Source organism: Sphingomonas astragali (genome assembly GCF_051400615.1).
GTDB lineage: Bacteria > Pseudomonadota > Alphaproteobacteria > Sphingomonadales > Sphingomonadaceae > Sphingomonas.
In genome coordinates, this window is sequence record NZ_JBLFFH010000001.1 from 307,850 (window position 1) to 327,019 (window position 19,170).

Sequence of the window (19,170 nt, forward strand, 5' to 3'; positions counted from 1 at the left end):
CGCCGTGGCCCATCCGATTCGCCTTTCCATGCTCGCGCTGATGCTGGCGAGCCCGGTGCTGAGCGCGCAGACCGTTCCGCCCGAGCCGCAGGGCGCGCCGAACGACATCGTCGTCAACATGCGCGGCGTCGAGATCGCCGACGTCGCCGAGCAGATCAGCCGGCTGACCGGGCGGACGCTGATCCTCGATCCGGCGGTGAAGGGCGTCGTCACCGTCACCTCCGCGACCCCGCTCAGCCAGGACGGGGTCTGGGAGCTGTTCCAGTCGGTGCTGCGCGCCAACGGCTTCGCGGCGGTGCGATCGGGCCGCGCCTGGCGGATCGTGCCGGCGGCCACTGCGGTGCGCGACGGCGGCGTGCCGAGCCGCGGTGCCGGGGGGCAGGAGCTGGTGACGCGGATGATCCGCCTCGCCAATGTTCCCTCGGCCGACGCGGCGCGGATCGTGCGGCCGCTGGTCGCGACCTTCGGCTCGGTCGAGCCGCTCACCCAGCCCAACGCGATCGTCGTCACCGACTATGCCGACAACGTCCGCCGCATCGAGGCGCTGGCGCGCTCGCTCGACGGCGGCGGGGGATCGACCTTCACCACCATCGTGCTCAAGAACGGCAATGCCGCCGACATCGCCCAGTCGCTGCAGACGGTGCTGGGCGAAGGCACGCGCGTGGCGGGCGATGCGCGCAGCAACAGCATCGTCGTGCGCGGCACGCCGGCTGCGGTCACCGAAGCGCGGCGGATGGCGCAGGCGCTCGACGCGCCGGGCGGGGCGACGCCGGTGACGCGCGTGTTCCGCCTCAACTATGCCGACGCCGAATCGGTCACCGACGTGCTGCGCGGCATCCTGGGCGAGCAGGGCGCCGTCACCAATCCGGTGGCGCGCAGCCTCTCGCAGCGCCGATCGGCGAGCGGGACGAGCCCGACCGCGCAGCTCGGCAACCTGATCGCGCAGAATGCGTCGAACCAGGCCAATGCCGCCGCCGCGCTGACGGGCGGGACCGGCCAGGGCACGACGGGCAGCATCTCCACCGTCGGCCAGAACCAGCCGGAGGCGACGCCGCAGGGCTTCTCCACCCCCGACATCACCGTCCAGCCCGCGCCCGACATCAACGCCATCGTCGTGCGCGGCACGCCGAGCGCGGTCGGCAACATCGAGCGGCTGATTCCCGACCTCGACGTGCGCCGGCCACAGGTGCTGATCGAGGCCGCGATCGCCGAGATCATCGGCGACGACGCCGAGTCGCTGGCGGTGCAACTCGGCACCGCTGGCGCGGCACTCGATCAGGTCGAGGGCGCGGGCACCTCGTTCGGTTCGCCGGGACCGGCGCTCGGCGGTATCGGCGGAATCCTCGATCTGCTCGGCGTTCCCATCGGCAGGGTGCTCGGGGAAGGTTTCACCGGCAACATCGCGATCGGCGACGACTTCTCGATCCTGGTGCGCGCGCTCGGCACCTCGACCAAGTCGAACCTGCTGTCGACGCCGCAGATCACCACGCTCGACAACAAGGTCGGCGAGATCGTGGTGGCGCAGGAAGTGCCCTTCCTCACCGGATCGATCATCACCAACAACGGCAACGCCGATCCCTACAACACCATCGAGCGCAAGGACGTCGGCATCACCCTGCGCGTCCTGCCGCGGATCAACGCCGGCGACACGATCCGGTTGGAGATCAGCCAGGAGGCGTCCGCGATCTCGTCGACGCAGCTGTCGACCGCCGCCGACATCATCACCCAGAAGCGCGCGATCAACACCACCGTGCTCGCCGACGACGGCCAGACGATCGTGCTCGGCGGCCTCATCTCCGACGACCGGCAGCAGACGAAGAGCCAGGTGCCGCTGCTCGGCGACATCCCCGTGCTCGGCGAGCTGTTCAAGTCGCGGCGCGAAGGCCAGACCAAGCGCACGCTGTTCATCTTCCTGAAGCCGACCATCCTGCGCGACGGTGTGGCGGCAAAGGCGGCGACCGACGAACGCTACGCCAAGCTGCGCGGCCACGAGGCGACCGTGCGCGACAAGCGCAGCCTGCTGCTCAACCCGCCGGGGCCGCGGCTGACGCTGGAGGTCAACGGGATCTACTGAGGCGCGGTCTCGTCGCCGGCCGGCAGCGGCACCCGCAGCCGCTGCCCGCCGCGGGTGAAGAAGGCGGCGTCGATCGCGAGCGACTCGAGCGTCCAGCCGTCGATGCCTTCCCCCGGCTGGAGCGTGCGGCTGGCGCTATCGGCGCCGCGCACCATCGCCACGGCATCGCTGCCGATCCGTCCGACGATACCGACGAGCTGGGGTGCGTCCGGCGGCAGCGGCGCCTCCGCCTCAGGTAACGCCGCACCGAACAGGGATCGGGAGAAGACGGCGGTCAGCGGCGGCGGCAGGGGCGGTGCGGCAAGTGGCGCTGCCGATCCGGCGGGCGCCACCGCCCGATCCGGCTGGAGCAGCCAGAGCGGCATCGCCGCCGCGATTCCCCCCGCCAGCGCCAGCGCGGCCGTCTCGATGCGGTTCAGCGCCATGGCGCGACCAATTCGCCCTGGAGGCGGACCGCGCCGCCGCTCGCTTCCATCCGCCAATGGGCGAAGCGGGCGAGTGGCGGCGTGCGCTCGATCGTGTCGGCGAGCGCGATCACCGCATCCTCGGAGCCCGACAAGCGCACCCTGATCCGCGCCAGCCCGGCCGGATCGGCGGCAGGGGCGGCGTCCTCGACCAGCACCGCGCCGCGCCCGGCGAGCAGACGGACGCGCGCCGCGAGCAGCCGGTTGGCCGCATCGCGATCCGCCGCCGGCATGGCGATGCTGTCCTCGACCACCGATCGCGGAACCTCGTTCCTCATCGCCGCGGCGAGCCGATCGCGCTCGGCCCGCGCCGCCGCGAGGTCGCCGAGCGCATCGCGTCCGAACGGCGCCAGCAGGATCGCGGCGACCAGGCCGAGCGCCGCGCCCCAGACGAGCGGCGGCTTCATGCGCCTTCCTCGAACGTCACGACGATCGCTGCGTCGCCGCGCTGCTGGCCGGTATCACGCAGCCGCCCCGTCACCGGATCGCGCCGCAGCGCCGAGCGCAGCTTGTCCGGATCCGGCGCTGCTGCATCGAGGGCGAGCCGGCCGTCATCGCCGCGCTGGACCCGAACCAGCATCGCCTCTGCCGGCAATGCCCGCGCGATCCCCTCCAGCGTCGCGCCGACCCCCGGACGGATCAGCAGCGGCGCGAGCTCCGCCTGGCCCGCGCTGCGCCTCTGCTCGGCCGCCAATCGCGGCGCGGCGGCGGGACGAAGCGCGGCGGCTTCGCTCCGCACGCGATCCTCCATCAGCCGGGCGCCGAGCAACGTCGCCAGCGGTCCCGCCGCGAGCAGCACGGCAAGGGCAACGCCCGCGCGCCGATCGCCGCGCAGATCGACGGCGGGTCGCGACCGCGCCAGCCTTTCCCGCACGCGATCGGCGAGGCTCGGCGTCGGCGGCAGGGGATCAGGCGGCGGTCGATCCATGGCATCGCCCACTAGGCGACTCCGAGGAGCGCGAACAGTCCACCCTAATCCTTGACGAAAGCCTTGGCGCGCTTTCACAAAAGTGTCACCGCAGCTTCACCGATCCGTCAGGGACTCGCGTCATCGACGTAGAACCAGACACCGCCTCAAGTCCGGGGCCGGACAGCATACGGGGGATGCAATGACCGAGATTATCCGTACCGACATCGGCTATGACGACGGCGACGTCGACACCAACCGCAGCACCGGCCCCAGCCTCAACGACCTGATCGACCAGCGCTACTCGCGGCGCGACACGCTGCGCAGCGGCGTCGGCGCGATGGCGATGGCGGTGTTCGGCAGCACCGTGCTCGCCGCCTGCGACGACGACGACGATGCCGACACGGGCAACCCCGCGCCGACCGTCACCGCCACCGCCTCTCCCACGACCGCGACGGCCGGCACTCTGGTGACCGTCACCGGCACCGCCACCGATGACGGTTCCGTCACCGCCACCACCTTCACGCAGGTGAGCGGCCCCATCGTAACGCTGAGCGCGACCACCGGCACCACCACCAGCTTCGTCGCGCCGGCGGCGGGGGGAGCGACCTCGGTCGCGATCCGCTTCGCCGCGACCGACAATTCGGGCAACACCTCCAGCGCCGACGCGATCGTCAGCATCTCCCCGGCCGTGCTCAGCTTCACCGCCGTCCCGCACAGCAAGGACGACGTGGTGAAGGTGCCGAGCGGCTACACCGTCGGCGTGCTCTACCGCACCGGCGACCCGATCACCGCCGACACCCCGGCGTACAGGAACGACGGCACCGACACCAATTTCGCCAACCGCGCGGGCGACCATCACGACGCGATGCACTGGTTCGGCCTCGCCAGCGACGGAACGCGCGACGACCAGAGCTCGACCCGCGGCCTGCTGGCGACGAACCACGAGAACATCAACCAGGACTATCTCCATGTGAACGGCGCGACCGCGCCCGGCGGCGTCCGCCCGGAAAGCGAGGCGATCAAGGAGATCGAGGCGCACGGCGTCAGCGTCGTCGAGGTCACGCAGACCTCGGCCGGCTGGGGCTATGTCCAGGCGAGCAGCTTCAACTTCCGCGTCACGCCCAACACGCCGATGGCGATCAACGGGCCGGCCAGGGGCTCGACCCTGCTCCAGACCGCCTTCTCGGCCGACGGGACACAGGGCCGCGGCACCCTCAACAACTGCGCCAACGGCTATACCCAGTGGGGCACGCTGCTCACCTGCGAGGAGAATTGGGCCGGCTATTTCCGCCGCCCGGCCGCGGCCGACAATCCGCGCCGCAGCGCCAAGGAAGTGACCGCGCTCACCCGCTACGGCGTCACCAGCAGCAGCGGCAATTTCGGCTGGGCGACCGTGACGCCGGCGGATTCCAGCAGCACTCTCTACCGCCGCTTCGACGCGCAGGCGACGGGCGGCTCGGCCACGGCGGACTATCGCAATGAACCCAACCAGTTCGGCTGGGTGGTCGAGATCGATCCCTATGACAAGACCAGAACGCCGCGCAAGCGTACCGCGCTCGGCCGCATGAACCACGAGGGCTGCTGGCCCTCGCCGTTCGTCGCCGGGGTCAAGCCCGCCTTCTACATGGGCGACGACGCGAGGAACGAATATCTCTACAAGTTCGTCTCGGCGACCGCCTGGGTCGCCGCCGATGCGAGCAACGCCGACCGGCTGTCGATCGGCGACAAATACCTCGACACCGGCACGCTCTATGTCGCGCAGTTCAAGGCGGACGGCACCGGCACCTGGCTGCCGCTGACCCACGGCACCGCGCCGCTGACCAGCGCCAACACCACCTATCCGTTCGCCGATCAGGCCGACGTGCTGACGCACGCCCGCCTCGCCGGCGACGCGCTCGCCGCGACCAAGATGGACCGGCCGGAGTGGACCGCGGTCAATCCGGTGACCGGCGAGGTCTATCTGACCCTCACCAACAACTCGGCGCGTACCCCCGCGAACGCCGACGCGGCCAACCCGCGCGCCTATCTCGATCCGCCCAATTCGAGGCTCGGCAACCATAACGGCCACATCGTCCGCCTGCGCGAGACCAACAGCAGCTCGGAAGCGACCACCTTCACCTGGGACATCTACCTGTTCGGCGCGGGACAGGACCTCGATCCGGCCAACATCAACGTCTCCGGCCTCACCTCCGACAACGATTTCTCGAGCCCCGACGGCTGCTGGTTCTCGCGCAACGCCAATGTCGCCGGCCAGATCACGCCGCTGCTGTGGATCCAGACCGACGACGGCGCCTATACCGACGTCACCAACTGCATGATGCTGGCGGCGATCCCGGGCATCGTCGGCGACGGTGGCGACGCGGCCAACAAGACCATCGTCAACACCAACACCGACGGCACAACCGTCAGCATCGCGACCAAGGTCGGCAAGGCGCCGGGCACCAGCCTCAAGCGCTTCCTCGTCGGCCCGCTCGAGGCCGAGATCACCGGCGTCGACACCACGCCCGACGGCCGCACGATGTTCGTCAACATCCAGCATCCCGGCGAGGAGGGTAACCCGTCAGACATCACCAGCCACTGGCCGGCGACCCAGGCGACCGGCACCGACGCGACCAACTCGCGCCCGCGCTCGGCGACGATCGTCATCCAGCGCACCGACGGCGGCATCATCGGGCTCTGACGATCAGCTCGGCGTGAAACGGAAAGGGCCGCTTCGGCGGCCCTTTCTTGCATATCGTCACCCCGGCCGGCGAAGGCCGGGGTCGACCGTGCTGCATGTGCGGGACAAGGAGCTCAGGCGCCTGAACGGGAGGCTTGGTGGGACCCCGGCCTTCGCCGGGGTGACGGAAATGGCGATGTCAGCCTCAGCGATCCCCGCGCGTCACCACCTGGGCGGTGCCGTCGCGACCGAGCAGGATACCGTAATATTTCTTGTCGTTGCATTGCGCGACGTAGAGCGGCTCGCCCTTCAGCCCCTCCCCCTGACGGTGCGATTCAACCACGCCCTGACAGTTGAAGCCGGCATCACGGATCGCCCGGATGAACACGCCCTTGCGCTGACCCTCGGGCAGCGCGGCGACCTGGTTCTGGAAGGCGCTCGGCGGCTCCGCCGTGGGCTCGGCGGTCGGCTGGCTGGGCGTGCCGCCGCAACCGGCGAGCAGCAGGACGGGCAGGAGACTCAGGCGTCGCATCGGCGGCATTGTCGCGCCGTCGAGCGCGAACGGCAAGCGCTTCACCCTTCGCTCCGCCCCACCAGGTCGCGCACCACCGCGCGATAGTTGCGCCCGACCGGCAGCTGTTCGCCGTCGACGGTGACGATCGTATAGCCCCCCGCCGGCCGCCGCCGGATCGACGCCACCCGGTCGCGGTTGACGATGTGCGAGCGATGGATGCGCAGGAACCGCGCGGGATCGAAGCGCTCGATCAGGCTGCTGATCGGCTCGCGGTGCAGATAGGACACGGCGCCATGATACAGGCGGACATATTCGCCCTCGGCCTGGACGCGGTCGACTTCGCCCAGCGCGATCCGCACGCTTTCGCCGCGGCGCTGGACCCATAGGTAGCCGCTCTCGCCGCTGTCGCTATGCCGCTCGGCCCGCAGCACCTCGAGCTGGCGGGCGAGGTCGACGAGGCGCGCCGCGGCGCTGCGGTCCTCGATCGCACGGCGCACCCGCTCGATCGCCGTCTCGAGGCGGGCGAGCCGCACCGGTTTGGTCAGGAAATCGATCGCGCCGCTGTCGAAGGCATGGGCAGCGAACTGCGGATAGGCGGTGACGAACACGATCAGCGGCGACGGCCCGCCGGCGAGCGCCAGCGCCTCGACCACGTCGAAGCCGTCGAGCGCAGGCATCTCGACATCGAGCATCGCGACGTCTGGCGCAAGCTCGGCGATGGCGTCGAGCGCTGCGCGCCCGTTGCTGGCGACTCCCACTACCTCGACGTCGGGAATGCGCGCGGCGAGATCGCGCAGCCGCTCGATCGCGAGCGGCTCGTCGTCGCAGAGCAGCAGCCGGATCATAGGCCCCGCGCCTCCAGCGGGATCGAGAAGCGGACGGCGAAGCCGCCGTCGGGCTCCGGACCGGCGGCGAAGGCGCAGTCCTCGCCATAGCGCGCCGCCAGCCGTTCCGCGACGTTGCGCAGGCCGACGCCGGTTCCTTCCAGCTTCGCCCGGCCGGCAGCGCCGTTGCCGCCGCTGTCGCGCACGCAGAGATTGACGCGCCCGCCTTCGACCCGCGCCTGGATGTGCAGCGTCACGGGCGTGGTCGAGGCTGCGACCGCGTGGCGCACGGCGTTCTCGACGATCGGTTGGATGATGAGGCTCGGCACCAGCGCCTTGCGCGCCTCGGGCGGCACGTCGATCGCGACCCTGAGCCGATCGGGGAAACGCTCGGCCTCGATCGCGAGATAGAGCGACTGGAGCTCGATCTCGCGCGCGAGCGGGATATCCTCGTTGGGATCGATCGCCAAGCCCGCGCGGAGGAAGTCCGACAGGTTCTCGACCATCCGCTCGGCCGGTTCGACCGCGCTTGTCGAGATCAGCGAGGCGATCGAGTTCAACGTATTGAACATGAAGTGCGGATTGAGCTGGTAGCGCAACGCCCGAAGGTGCGCCGTATGCGCCTCGCGCTCGAGCTGCGCCGCGCGCCGCTCATATTCGCGCATCTCGGCCGAATAGACCACCGACAGCAGGAGGCCCGACAGCGCCGCATAAGCCCAGAACCACTGCAGCACCGCCAGCGCATAGCTGGCGACGCTCGCGTCCTGCCAGTTGCGGATCGGCATGAACAGATGGAAGATCAGGAAGTTGGCGACCGCGTGCAACACCGAGCACACCAGCGCCGCCACCACCGCCAGCGCCAGCCGGCGCGACAGGGCGGCGCCGCGCGTGCGGCGATGGAAGTCCGCGATTCCGAACGACAGCGCGATGCCGATCACGGTGACGATCGCGCGCGGCGGCAGGAAGCTGGCGTCGTCGTCGGTCCCGGTCATCAGGCGGCCGGCGGTCATCACGCCGAACTGCGCCGCCCAGAACAGCAGGATCGTGGCGGCGGTGATGCGTCGCGTGAGCTGCGCGGAGAATTGCAGCTGCGACGCCGGTTGCGCGACGGCATTCATGAGGAAGGTGCTATTACGCCCGCCGTCTCGCTGCCAAGCGTGAACCGTGCCGTTGGTGGGACGAGCTGTGCGGTTCGTGGCGCGGCGGGCCTTTCGTCGCAGTGCAGCCGGCATTGGCAACATTCGGCTGCCGGCTGCCGACGCAGCGCCATAGCGTGGCGCCATGTTCATCGCGTCCCACTCCGACAGCTTCCTGTTCTCCTCCGGCGAGCGGAGGCCGCTCGTCAAGCGCGGCGCGGTGACGATGTCGGTCGACCCGATCGAGATCCATTGGAATGCCGAGCGAATCCCGCTGTCCCCGATCGAGGCGACGCTGCTCGGCGCCCTGGTCCGTCGCAGCCGGATGCGCTGGGACGACGTGCATATGCTGCTCGCCGACCATGGCTGCAGCGCGGACAGCCGCGACGTGCTGATCCACCGCGTCCGCCGCAAGTTCGAGACGGTCGGCGCCGCCGATCCGATCGAGACGCTGCGCGGCTGGGGCATCCGCTTCCGCGCCGAGGCGGATGCGGAGGGATCGACCGCCTTCTGGATCGGCGTGCGCGAAGGCGATCCGCTGCCGGCCTGAGCGGCCGCGCACGTCCGCTCCCATCTGCCAATCTTTTGCGACAAATCGCTGCTAGACCGCGACCGGTGGAGCCGGGACACGCCCGGACGTGACCTGGGCGGTGTCGATGCGCTTGAGCGGGGTGTTGTTGCTTGGAACGATGATGGCATGGCCGGCGGCGGCGCAGGTCGCGCCGGACAGCCCGGCCCAATCTGCCGAGGATATCGATGCCGGCGGCCCTGACGACGAAGATCTCGGCCCCGACATCACCGTCACCGGCCAGCGCGAGCGCGGCGCGGTGCCGGGCGACATCAAGCCCGACATCCAGCTCAGCCCGGCCGACATCCGCTCCTATGGCGTGAGCTCGATCGACGAGCTGCTGACCGAGCTCGGCCCGCAGGTGCGCAGCGACCAGGGGCCGGGCGGGGCACCGGTGGTGCTGCTCAACGGCCGGCGCATCTCCAGCTTCCGCGAGATCCGCGACATCCCGACCGAGGCGATCGAGCGCGTCGACATCCTGCCGGAGGAAGCGGCGCTCGGCCTCGGCTACCGCCCCGACCAGCGCGTCGTGAACATCGTGCTGCGCCGCCGCTTCCGCGCCTATACCGGCGAGCTCAGGGGCGGCGGCACCACGGAAGGCGGCCGCTATACCGCCCAGGCCGATGCCAACCGGCTGCGGATCAACCGCGACGAGCGCTTCAACCTCAACCTCCACTACGAGGGCGCGACCCCGCTCTACGAGAGCGACCGCGACATCATCCCGACCGAGCCGTCCCGGCCCTACAGCATCGTCGGCAACGTGACGCCCACCGTGGGCGCGGACGAGATCGACCCCGCACTGAGCGCGCTCGCCGGGCAGACGGTGACGGTCGCCGGCGTGCCGCTCGGTGCGAGCGGCCGGCCGGCGCTCGGCGATTTTCTGCTGCCGCCCAATCCCAGCAGCGTCGCCAACTACCGCACGCTGAGCGCCGCGACGCGCGAGCTGTCCGCCAACGCCACCTACAGCCGCACCATCTTCGGCGACGTCACCGCCTCGTTGAACGGCAGCTTCGAGGCGACGGTGAGCGACTCGCGCCTCGGGCTCGGCAGCGGCAGCCTGGACGTGCCGGCGGGCAATCCCTTCTCGCCCTTCACCACGCCGGTCACGGTCAACCGCTATTTCGTCGAGGCGGGCGCGCGCCAGCGCCAGGTCGACGGCAACGTCGGCCATCTCGGCGCGACGCTGGGCGGCGATGTCGGCAAGTGGCGCTGGTCGTTCACCGCCAATGCCGACCGCACCTTCTCCCGCACCTTGAGCGACAATGCGCTCGACCTCGTGGCAGTGCAGGCGCGTATCGACGCGGGCGATCCGGCGGTCAATCCGTTCAGCCTGCTCGATCCGGCGCTGCTCGGCGGCTATCGGCGCGATTATGCGCGCTCCGTCACCACCTCCGCCGATGCCGAGGCGACCGCGAGCGGTCCGCTGCTGAAGCTGCCGGGCGGCAACCTGGTCGCCTCGTTCAAGTCGGGGTTCGAGACCAACGCCTTCGACGCGCGCGCGATCCGAGGCGGCCTCGCCAGCGACCCGAGCAACCTCGACCGCCAGATCGGCAACGTCCAGGCGAGCTTCGACGTGCCGCTGACCAGCCGGCGCACCGGCTTCCTCGACGCGATCGGCAACCTGTCGCTCAACGCCAACGCCGCGCTCGATCATCTGTCGGATTTCGGCGACCTCAAGACCACCGGCTATGGCGCGCGCTGGTCGCCGATCGACGCGATCCGGGTGATTTTCTCGGTGACCGAGACCGAGGGCGCGCCGTCCATGGCCCAGCTCGGCAATCCGATGGTGGTGACGCCCGACACGCGCGTGTTCGACTATGTCCGCGGCGAGAGCGTCGACGTCACCAGCGTCACCGGCGGCAATCCGGCGCTGCTGGCACAGAACCGGCGCGTGACCAAGCTGGGCCTGACGCTGAAGCCGCTCGACAGCGGTGATCTCACGCTCACCGCCAATTATCTCAAGAAGCGAACGCGCGATCCGATCGCAAGCTTCCCCAGCCCCACCGCAGCGATCGAAGACGCCTTTCCCGACCGCTTCACCCGCGACGCCGACGACCGGCTGATCCGGATCGACACCCGCCCGATCAATTTCGCGCGGGAGGACAGCGAGGAACTGCGCTGGGGCCTCAACTTCTCGAAGCGGATCGGACCTGCCCCGCCTCCGCGCCCGGCCGGTGGTTTCGGCGCCGTCCGCCGCCGCCAGCGGGAAGCCGCGGCGGCGGCTGCCGAAACGACGGCGCAGCCGGAAGCGACAGACCGGGGCCGCGAGCCGTCTGCCCCCGGCACGGGCCAGCCGGCGGCCGGCGAAGGCCGGTCTGCCGCTAGCGGCCCGGGGGAGCGCCCCGGCGGAGGCTTCGGCCGCGGATCCGGCGGCAGGGGCGGGTTCGGCGGCTTCCGCGGGCGCGGCGGCGGCCGTGGCGGGCGGCTGCAGTTCGCCTTGTATCACACCTGGCATTTCCAGGACCGCGTCGTGATCCGGCCCGGCGTTCCGGTCATCGATCTGCTCGACGGCGGCGCGACGGGCAACCAGGGCGGTCAACCCCGCCACGAGCTGGAACTGCAGGCCGGCGGCACGCTGTCCGGCTATGGAATCCGCCTGTCGGGCAACTGGCAGTCGGGAACGACGGTTCAGGGCGGGACCGCGGCCACGCCGACCGATCTGCGCTTCTCCCCGCTCGCGACCTTCAACCTGAGGCTGTTCACCAATTTTCAGCCCAGCATGAAGCTGGCGCGCGAGCACCGCTGGCTGATCGGCACGCGCGTGACGCTGAGCATCACCAACCTGTTCGACGCCAAGCTCAAGGTGACCGACGCGACCGGTACGACGCCGGTCAACTACCAGCCCGACCTGCTCGACCCGACCGGCCGCGCGATCCGGATCAGCATCCGCAAGCTGTTCTTTTAGAATCTGTCCCGTTCAACTCCGTGCTCCTGCGAAGGCAGGAGCACGATGAATCAGGTTTGAGGATCACCCTCACCTCTCCCCGCCAGACTGCGCGCGCGGCCGTAGAGGAAATAAAAGGCGAGCCCGATCGCGTTCCAGCCGAGGAAGCGGGTCAGCGTGTGCAGCGGCAGGCTCGACATCAGGTAGAGACAGCCGAGGATCGCCAGCGACCCCACCAGATAGGGCGCCGGACAGCGGAATACGCGCGGCAGGTCGGGCCGGGTGCGGCGCAGGATCATCATGCACGCGGCGACCGCGATGAAGGCGAGCAGCGTGCCGGCGTTGGCGAGCTCGGCGATCTCGTCGAGGCGGAAGAAGCCCGCGACCGATGCCACGAAGACGCCGGTGACGGCGGTAATCAGCGCCGGCGTGCCCGTCCTTGCCGACACGCGGCTGAGCGCGCGCGGCAGCAGGCCATCGCGCGCCATCACGAAGAAGACGCGGCTCTGGCCGTACATCATCACCAGGATCACCGAGGGCAGCGCGATCAGCGCGGCGAGCCCGATCGCCCAGGCGGCCGCCGGATGCTGGAGCGTGCGCAGCACATGCGCGAGCGGCTCGGCCGACTTGCCGAGATCGGCATAGCCGACCGCCCCCACCGCCGCCAGCGCGACCGCCATGTAGATCAGCGCGCACGCCGCCATCGAGCCGACGATGCCGATGGTGAGGTCGCGGCCCGGGTCCTTGGCCTCCTCGGCCGATGTCGCGACGGTGTCGAAGCCGTAGAAGGCGAAGAACACGATCGCCGCCGCCGCCATAACCCCGCGCTTGACCCCGTCGGGTCCGACCCCGCTGCCGAAGCCATAGGGCATGAACGGCTCGAAGTTGCTGCCGGTGAAGGCGGGCAGCGCCAGCGCGACGAACAGCGCGAGCGCGGTCATCTTGATGACGACGAGGACGATGTTGAACGTCGCGCTTTCCCGCGTGCCCGCGATCAGCATCCCCGCGATCGCCAGCGCGACCAGCACCGCGGGCAGGTTGATGATCCCGCCCCCGTGCGGGCCCGACAGCAGCTCGGGCGGCAGGTGGACGCCCAGTTGCTCGATCCAGCCGACCAGATAGGCCGACCAGCCGACCGCGACCGTGCTGCTCGCCAGCGAATATTCGAGGATCAGGCTCCACCCCACTACCCAGGCGAGCGTCTCGCCGATCACCGAATAGGTGTAGGTATAGGCACTGCCGGCGGTCGGGATCAGCGTCGCCATCTCGGCATAGGCGAGCGCGGCGAAGGCGCAGACCGCGCCGGCGATGGCGAAGGACAGGATCACCGCCGGCCCGGCGCGATCGGCGCCGACGCCGGTCAGCGTGTAGATGCCCGTTCCCACGATCGCGCCGATCCCCAGCGCGATCAGATGCGGCCAGCTCAGCGTCTTGCGCAGCTTGCGGTCGGGCTCGGCCACCACATCGGTATCGAGCGGCTTGAGCGGCCCCAATATTCCCCGCGCCAAATGCTATCCCCCCTGTTTCTCGTCGATCCGGACATCCGTAGCGATTGCCCGGCGCCGGATCGAGAGGGGATCGCGGATCAGGCCGCGGCGGCGAGCTGCCGCCGGAGATCGCCCAGCGTGTTCCGGATATGGGCGGCGGCGAGCTCCCGCAGCCGCTCGCCGTCGCGCGCGAGCCACGCGTCGAGCATCGCGCGATGCTCGTCGACCGCACGCTCGTCGCGGCCGAACGGCTCGAGATGCTTGCGGACATAGCGTTCCGACAGCGTGTGCAGCCGCTCGAGGATGCCGACCGCGACCGGTCGCGCGCTCGGCCGCAGCAAGGCGAGGTGGAAGGCGCGGTTGAATCCGCCCGCCCCGTCTCCGCCGGCGCCGATCACCTGCTCGAGCGAGGCCAGCCTTTCGCGGGCGGTCAGGCGGTCCTCCTCGGCCGCGTTCAGCGCCGCGGCGACGGTGACGTCAGGCTCGAGCATGAGGCGCAGGTCATAGACCTCCTCGGCTTCGGCAGCGCTGAGCGCGCGCACGAAGAAGCCGCGGTTGGCGTGCGATTGCACCAGCCCCTCCTGCTCGAGCCTGGCCAGCGCCTCGCGCAGCGGGATCTTGCTGACGCCGAACTCGCTCGCCAGCGCATCCTGGCGGATCGGGCTGCCGGGCGATGCCCCACCCGAGAGGATGCGGTCGCGGACCAGGTCGACGAGCTGGTCGGAGAGGTTGCGCACGGTCAGGCTCACGCGGGTCTCCCGTCAGAGCGGTGGAATGAGGAAGAGCTGGAGCAGCTTCGCGGTGAGGCTGCGCATCTCCTCGTCGTCCTGGCCGAGCATGGCGCGCAGATGCGGCCCGATCACCGCGTCGCCGAACGCGCAGACCGCGATCATCAGCACCGCCGAACGGATGCGGGCCTCGGCGCCGGCATCGACGAACTTGTCGCTGAGCGCCCCGACCAGCGAGTTGACCGCCTCGCGGATCGGCTCCAGGTGCCGGAAGTCGCGCGACAGCGCGATCCATGCCGCGAGCTGGCCCGCACCGCCTTCGTCGAATGCATCGAACACCTGGTCGACCAGCGAACGCGGCGCCGCGGCATCGCTGCGCAGATGATCGACCGCCTCGTCGAGCGCGCCGATGAGGTCGCGGATCATCGACCCCATCAGCGCCGACTGCAGCCCCGCCGCCGATCCGAAATGATGGAGGACGTTCGCGTGCGACATGCCGATCTCGCGCCCGACATTGGCGAGCGTGACCGCCGCAGGTCCTTGGGCGAGCAGCAGCTTGCGGGCGGCGGCCAATCCTTCCTCCCGCGCCTCGTCGCCCTGCCGCTTGCGCCGCCGCACGCGCACCGGCCCCGCCTCGGTCATCTCGATAGGTCCCTCTCAGTCGTACACGCCCCGATTGGACATCGGTGTAGATACATTGCGTCGGCCATCATAGTCCAATTCCGCTTCATCCACCGCCTCTCTCGGATACGGTTGCACGGGAACTTGCGCCGGCTCGTCGCGTTTGATATTAACATCAATGTTAATTTGAGTCGCGAAGGAGCGATCGGATGAGCGAGACCACCCCCCGGACCCCGGCCGACCTGGCCATCAACAAGCGTGACTGGAAATTCGGCCGCGATGCGCCGCCGCCGCGCTGGTGGCACGGCGGCGATCCCGGCCGCACCGCCTTCTTCAACGCGCTGTCGTCGACCTTCCCGCTCGGCGAGAAGTTCTTCATGACCTCGATCAAGCCCTATCGCGACGGCACGCCGGAGCCGCTGCGCAGCCAGATCGACGATTTCATGTACCAGGAATCGATGCATTCGCGCGAGCATGTCGTCTTCAACCGCCAGGCCGAGGACGCCGGCTACGACATCGCGCCGCTCGAGGAGCGCACGCGCCGCACGATCAACTGGGCGAAGCGGCGCAAGCCGATCGCGCAGCTCGCCGCCACCTGCGCGCTCGAGCATTATACCGCGGCGCTGGCGCACGGCGCGCTGGCCGATCCCGCCCATCTCGCCGGCGCAACCCCCGAGGCCAAGCGGCTGTGGCGCTGGCACGCGATCGAGGAGATCGAGCACAAGGCGGTCGCCTTCGACACCTGGAACCACGCGACCCGCGACATGTCGCGGCTGCGTCGCTGGGCGCTGCGCAGCGCGGTGATGGTGGCGGCGACGATCCGCTTCCACCGCGTGATCTTCGCCAACATCGCCGACCTGCTGCGGCAGGACGGGCGCAATAACCTCGGCACTTGGCTCCGCCTGCTCGGCTATCTCTATGGCCGGCCGGGGCCGATGCGGCGGCTGATGCAGAGCATCCTCGGCTATTTTCGGCCCGGCTTCCATCCCTGGCAGATTGACGACCGTGCGCTGCTGCGCGAGGCTATCGCGACGCTGACTCCGCCACAGGCCGCTGCCGCATGAAGCTCCTCCTTGCCGTCACTGCCTCCGCCGCGATGCTCGCCGCCGCCGCGCCTGCCCCGGCGGACATCACCGGCCTGTGGGCGACCGGGAGCAACGATGGCCGCGTCCAGATCTATCGCTGCGGCGCGGCGCTGTGCGGCCGCGTCGTCGACGCCGCGCCGCTGCGTGCCGATCCCGACCGCCGCGACATCCGCAACTCCGACCCGAAGCTGCGCGAGCGGCGGCTCAAAGGGCTGGTGGTGCTGCACGGCTTCACCGGCGGCCCGACCGAATGGAAGGGCGGCCCGGTCTATGATCCCGAGACCGGGAGCGGCGCGAGCAAGGGCTATCTCAAGCTCCGCTCCGACGGGAAGCTCGAGATCAAGGGCTGCGTCGCCTTCTTCTGCCGCACGAAGGTCTGGACCCGGGCGGGCTGAGCGGGGAGACCTCTTCCATCGTCATTCCCGTGAAGGCGGGAATCCATTGTCGCGGAAGGCAGTGATACTCACGACAGCCAGCCAGAATGGATTCCCGCCTTCGCGGGAATGACGGTAGGAGTTTATTTGGGCGAACCGCTGTCCGCCGCGCGTTCCGGCCGGATGTAGACCGCCGAGATGCGCGGCCAGCGCGCCGTCAGCGTGTCCTCGATGCGCTCGATCAGCCGCTCCAGTTCGCCCGCCGTCACCGAATCGACGAAATCGACGCTCATCGCGATGAAAATCCTGTCGGGCGCGGTGTGGATGGTACGGACGTGATTGACCCGCGTGACCTCCGTCAGGTCGGCGACATAGGCGCGCACCGCCGCGGTGAGCGCGGGGTCGGCACGCTCGCCGATCAGCAGGCCCTTCGATTCGCGCGCGAGCAGGATCGCGACCACCGCCAGCACCGCGCCGATCGCGATCGAGGCGATGCCGTCCCACGCCGGATCGCCGGTCGCATGGCTGAGGTAGACGCCGAGCGCCGCGATGACGATTCCCGCCAACGCCGCCGTATCCTCGAACAGCACGATGAAGCTCGGCGGGTCCTTCGAGCTGTGGATCGCCCGCCACCAGCCGAGCTCGCCCTTGGCGCGGCCGAAGGTGCGCACGGCGAGCCACCAGGAGGCGCCTTCCAGCACCAGCGCGACCGCGAGCACGATGTAGTTGATCAGCGGGTCGCGCAGCGGCTCGGGATATTGGAGGTGGACGATGCCCTCGTACATCGACAGACCGGCGCCGGTCGCGAAGATCAGGATCGCGACCACGAAGCTCCAGAAATACAGCTCGCGGCCGTAGCCGAACGGGTGGATCTCGTCGGGCGGCCGCTCGGCGCGGCGCTTGCCGTAGAGCAGGAGCAGCTGGTTGCCGCTGTCCACGACCGAATGGAACCCCTCGGTCAGCATCGCCGACGAGCCGGAGATCGCCGCCGCCACGAACTTGGCGACCGCGATGCCGAGATTGGCGGCCAGCGCCGCATAGAGGACGAGGTTCGACTTCCCTTCCACGGCGCCTTTCCCCACTGGCTGACCGGGGCATAACCCGTCAGGCGCCGCACGTTTCCCGCCGTTGCCCTTGCCCGAATGCCGGCAGCGGTGCAGAATGCGCGACGAAGACCTGAGGGATGCGGAACCCGGCCGCATCCGACCGATTTGACCTCTGACCGGGGAAGACGATCGGAGCATCGAGATGAGCGGGTCCCATGACTTCGACGTGTCGCGCCGCGGCGTCCTGATCGGCGGCGCGGCGTCGGCGGCGGTCACCGCCGTACCCGGCGCGGCAACAGTCCAGCGCGGAGCGAGCGGCATGGAAGAACGGCCCGTGACGGCCCCCGTCACGTTCGAGGTCAACGGCAGGAAGCACGAGCTGGAGCTCGACACGCGTACTACGCTGCTCGACGCGCTGCGCGAGCATCTCCGCCTCACCGGCACCAAGAAGGGCTGCGATCACGGCCAGTGCGGCGCCTGCACGGTGATCGTCGACGGCCGCCGGATCAACTCGTGCCTTACCCTCGCCGTGATGCATGAGGGCGACAGCATCACCACCATCGAGGGACTCGGCACACCCGACAAGCTGCACCCGATGCAGGCCGCCTTCGTCAAGCACGACGGCTATCAGTGCGGCTATTGCACGCCCGGGCAGATCTGCTCGGCGGTGGCGGTGCTCGACGAGATCAAGGCCGGCATCCCCAGCCACGTTACCGAGAACCTCAACACGCTGCCCAACTTCAGCGTCGTCGAGGTGCAGGAGCGGATGAGCGGCAACATCTGCCGCTGCGGCGCCTATTCCAACATCATCGAGGCGATCACCGAGGTCGCGGGAGCCAAGGCATGAAGGCGTTCAGCTATCAACGCGCGACCTCTCCCGCGGAAGCGGCGGCGATGGTCGCCCGCACGCCCGGCGCGCGATTCATCGCCGGCGGCACCAACCTGCTCGATCTCATGAAGCTGGAGATCGAAACGCCGACGCACCTCGTCGACGTCAACGGCCTGGCGCTCGACAAGATCGAGGAAACCCCGGAAGGCGGCCTGCGGATCGGCGCGCTGGTGCGCAACACCGATCTCGCCGCCGACAGGCGCGTGCGCCGCGACTATGGCGTGCTCACCCGCGCGCTGGTCGCTGGCGCCTCGGGGCAGCTGCGCAACAAGGCGACCACGGCGGGCAACCTGCTCCAGCGCACCCGCTGCCCCTATTTCTACGACACCAACCAGCCCTGCAACAAACGCAAGCCCGGCAGCGGCTGCGGCGCAATCGGCGGGTTCAGCCGCCAGCACGCGGTGATCGGCACCAGCGAGGCCTGCATCGCGACGCACCCCAGCGACATGGCGGTGGCGATGCGTGCGCTCGACGCCACCGTGGAGACGGTGAAGCCCGACGGCGCCACCCGCACCGTCCCGATCGCCGAGTTCCATCGCCTGCCCGGCGACACCCCGCACGTCGAGACGGTGCTCGCGCCGGGCGAGCTGATCACCGCGGTCACGCTGCCCAAGCCGATCGGCGGCACGCAGCTCTACCACAAGGTCCGCGACCGCGCGTCCTACGCCTTCGCGCTGGTCTCGGTCGCCGCGATCGTGCAGCGCGACGGCAGCGGCCGGGTGGCGGTGGGCGGCGTCGCGCACAAGCCGTGGCGCGTCGAGGCGGCCGAGGCGGCGATGCCGCGCGGCGCCAAGGCCGTCACCACGCAGCTGCTCGCCGGCGCCGAGCCGACGCACGAGAATGCCTTCAAGCTGCCGCTGGTCGAGCGCACGCTCGGCGCGGTGCTGGCCGAAGCGAGGGCCTGAGC

Annotated in this window: 18 protein-coding genes; 8 read left to right on the plus strand and 10 right to left on the minus strand. The window is 69.9% G+C overall.

Annotated elements, in window-relative coordinates:
* Window positions 1-4 precede the first annotated feature (4 nt).
* A complete protein-coding gene (gene gspD, locus ACMGER_RS01620) occupies window positions 5-2,074 on the plus strand; it encodes a type II secretion system secretin GspD (RefSeq protein WP_436810379.1) in 2,070 nt (689 codons plus the stop codon).
* On the opposite strand, the gene ACMGER_RS01625 is transcribed toward gspD, so the two are convergent.
* The 3 genes from ACMGER_RS01625 to ACMGER_RS01635 are packed head-to-tail and all read right to left on the minus strand — an operon-like array spanning window position 2,068 to window position 3,466.
* A complete protein-coding gene (locus ACMGER_RS01625) occupies window positions 2,068-2,499 on the minus strand; it encodes a hypothetical protein (protein WP_436810380.1) in 432 nt (143 codons plus the stop codon). The two genes, gspD and ACMGER_RS01625, sit on opposite strands and share 7 nt — an antisense overlap.
* The gene (locus tag ACMGER_RS01630) at window positions 2,490-2,945 is read right to left on the minus strand and encodes a hypothetical protein (protein WP_436810381.1); all 456 of its coding nucleotides are present in this window, start codon (window positions 2,943-2,945) and stop codon (window positions 2,490-2,492) included. Before ACMGER_RS01630 ends, ACMGER_RS01625 begins: the two co-directional genes overlap by 10 nt.
* A complete protein-coding gene (locus ACMGER_RS01635) occupies window positions 2,942-3,466 on the minus strand; it encodes a hypothetical protein (protein WP_436810382.1) in 525 nt (174 codons plus the stop codon). The genes ACMGER_RS01630 and ACMGER_RS01635 overlap by 4 nt, the downstream gene beginning before the upstream one ends.
* A gap of 181 nt (window positions 3,467-3,647) precedes the next feature.
* Here ACMGER_RS01635 and ACMGER_RS01640 point away from each other — a divergent pair, with 181 nt between their 5' ends.
* Window positions 3,648-6,128: a PhoX family protein gene (locus ACMGER_RS01640; RefSeq protein ID WP_436810383.1), complete on the plus strand. Its 2,481-nt coding sequence runs from the start codon at window positions 3,648-3,650 to the stop codon at window positions 6,126-6,128.
* A gap of 184 nt (window positions 6,129-6,312) precedes the next feature.
* Here ACMGER_RS01640 and ACMGER_RS01645 read toward each other — a convergent pair whose 3' ends face one another.
* Genes ACMGER_RS01645 through ACMGER_RS01655 form a run of 3 tightly spaced genes read right to left on the minus strand, consistent with a single transcriptional unit; the run spans window position 6,313 to window position 8,563 of the window.
* Complete coding sequence (locus ACMGER_RS01645) at window positions 6,313-6,684, minus strand: hypothetical protein (RefSeq protein ID WP_436810384.1); 372 nt, start codon at window positions 6,682-6,684, stop codon at window positions 6,313-6,315.
* Window positions 6,681-7,466 (minus strand): LytR/AlgR family response regulator transcription factor, encoded by a 786-nt coding sequence (locus tag ACMGER_RS01650; RefSeq protein ID WP_436810385.1) that lies wholly within the window; start codon window positions 7,464-7,466, stop codon window positions 6,681-6,683. The genes ACMGER_RS01645 and ACMGER_RS01650 overlap by 4 nt, the downstream gene beginning before the upstream one ends.
* Window positions 7,463-8,563, minus strand: coding sequence for a sensor histidine kinase (locus tag ACMGER_RS01655; RefSeq protein ID WP_436810386.1), 1,101 nt, complete (start codon window positions 8,561-8,563; stop codon window positions 7,463-7,465). The genes ACMGER_RS01650 and ACMGER_RS01655 overlap by 4 nt, the downstream gene beginning before the upstream one ends.
* Before the next feature lie 163 nt (window positions 8,564-8,726).
* On the opposite strand from ACMGER_RS01655, the gene ACMGER_RS01660 reads away from it, so the two are divergent.
* Entirely contained in the window at window positions 8,727-9,131 is a 405-nt protein-coding gene (locus ACMGER_RS01660) for a hypothetical protein (RefSeq protein ID WP_436810387.1), read from the plus strand.
* A gap of 106 nt (window positions 9,132-9,237) precedes the next feature.
* A complete protein-coding gene (locus ACMGER_RS01665) occupies window positions 9,238-12,054 on the plus strand; it encodes a TonB-dependent receptor (protein ID WP_436810388.1) in 2,817 nt (938 codons plus the stop codon).
* Between the two features lie 50 nt (window positions 12,055-12,104).
* Here the strand turns inward: ACMGER_RS01665 and ACMGER_RS01670 are convergent, their stop codons facing one another.
* From ACMGER_RS01670 to ACMGER_RS01680, 3 genes are all read right to left on the minus strand, one after another.
* Window positions 12,105-13,541, minus strand: coding sequence for an amino acid permease (locus ACMGER_RS01670; RefSeq protein WP_436810389.1), 1,437 nt, complete (start codon window positions 13,539-13,541; stop codon window positions 12,105-12,107).
* Between the two features lie 77 nt (window positions 13,542-13,618).
* Window positions 13,619-14,269, minus strand: coding sequence for a GntR family transcriptional regulator (locus ACMGER_RS01675; RefSeq protein ID WP_436810390.1), 651 nt, complete (start codon window positions 14,267-14,269; stop codon window positions 13,619-13,621).
* Window positions 14,270-14,281: 12 nt separating this feature from the next.
* Window positions 14,282-14,890: a TetR/AcrR family transcriptional regulator gene (locus ACMGER_RS01680; RefSeq protein WP_436810391.1), complete on the minus strand. Its 609-nt coding sequence runs from the start codon at window positions 14,888-14,890 to the stop codon at window positions 14,282-14,284.
* A 188-nt stretch (window positions 14,891-15,078) separates the two neighbouring features.
* On the opposite strand from ACMGER_RS01680, the gene ACMGER_RS01685 reads away from it, so the two are divergent.
* The gene (locus tag ACMGER_RS01685) at window positions 15,079-15,933 is read left to right on the plus strand and encodes a metal-dependent hydrolase (RefSeq protein ID WP_436810392.1); all 855 of its coding nucleotides are present in this window, start codon (window positions 15,079-15,081) and stop codon (window positions 15,931-15,933) included.
* Window positions 15,930-16,349, plus strand: a complete 420-nt coding sequence (locus ACMGER_RS01690; RefSeq protein ID WP_436810393.1) for a DUF2147 domain-containing protein — start codon at window positions 15,930-15,932, stop codon at window positions 16,347-16,349. Before ACMGER_RS01685 ends, ACMGER_RS01690 begins: the two co-directional genes overlap by 4 nt.
* A gap of 122 nt (window positions 16,350-16,471) precedes the next feature.
* Here ACMGER_RS01690 and ACMGER_RS01695 read toward each other — a convergent pair whose 3' ends face one another.
* Window positions 16,472-17,395, minus strand: coding sequence for a cation diffusion facilitator family transporter (locus ACMGER_RS01695; protein WP_436810394.1), 924 nt, complete (start codon window positions 17,393-17,395; stop codon window positions 16,472-16,474).
* Window positions 17,396-17,576: 181 nt separating this feature from the next.
* Here ACMGER_RS01695 and paoA point away from each other — a divergent pair, with 181 nt between their 5' ends.
* Window positions 17,577-18,221, plus strand: coding sequence for an aldehyde dehydrogenase iron-sulfur subunit PaoA (gene paoA, locus ACMGER_RS01700; RefSeq protein ID WP_436810395.1), 645 nt, complete (start codon window positions 17,577-17,579; stop codon window positions 18,219-18,221).
* Window positions 18,218-19,168 (plus strand): FAD binding domain-containing protein, encoded by a 951-nt coding sequence (locus tag ACMGER_RS01705; protein WP_436810396.1) that lies wholly within the window; start codon window positions 18,218-18,220, stop codon window positions 19,166-19,168. The genes paoA and ACMGER_RS01705 overlap by 4 nt, the downstream gene beginning before the upstream one ends.
* The last annotated feature ends 2 nt before the right edge of the window (window positions 19,169-19,170 follow it).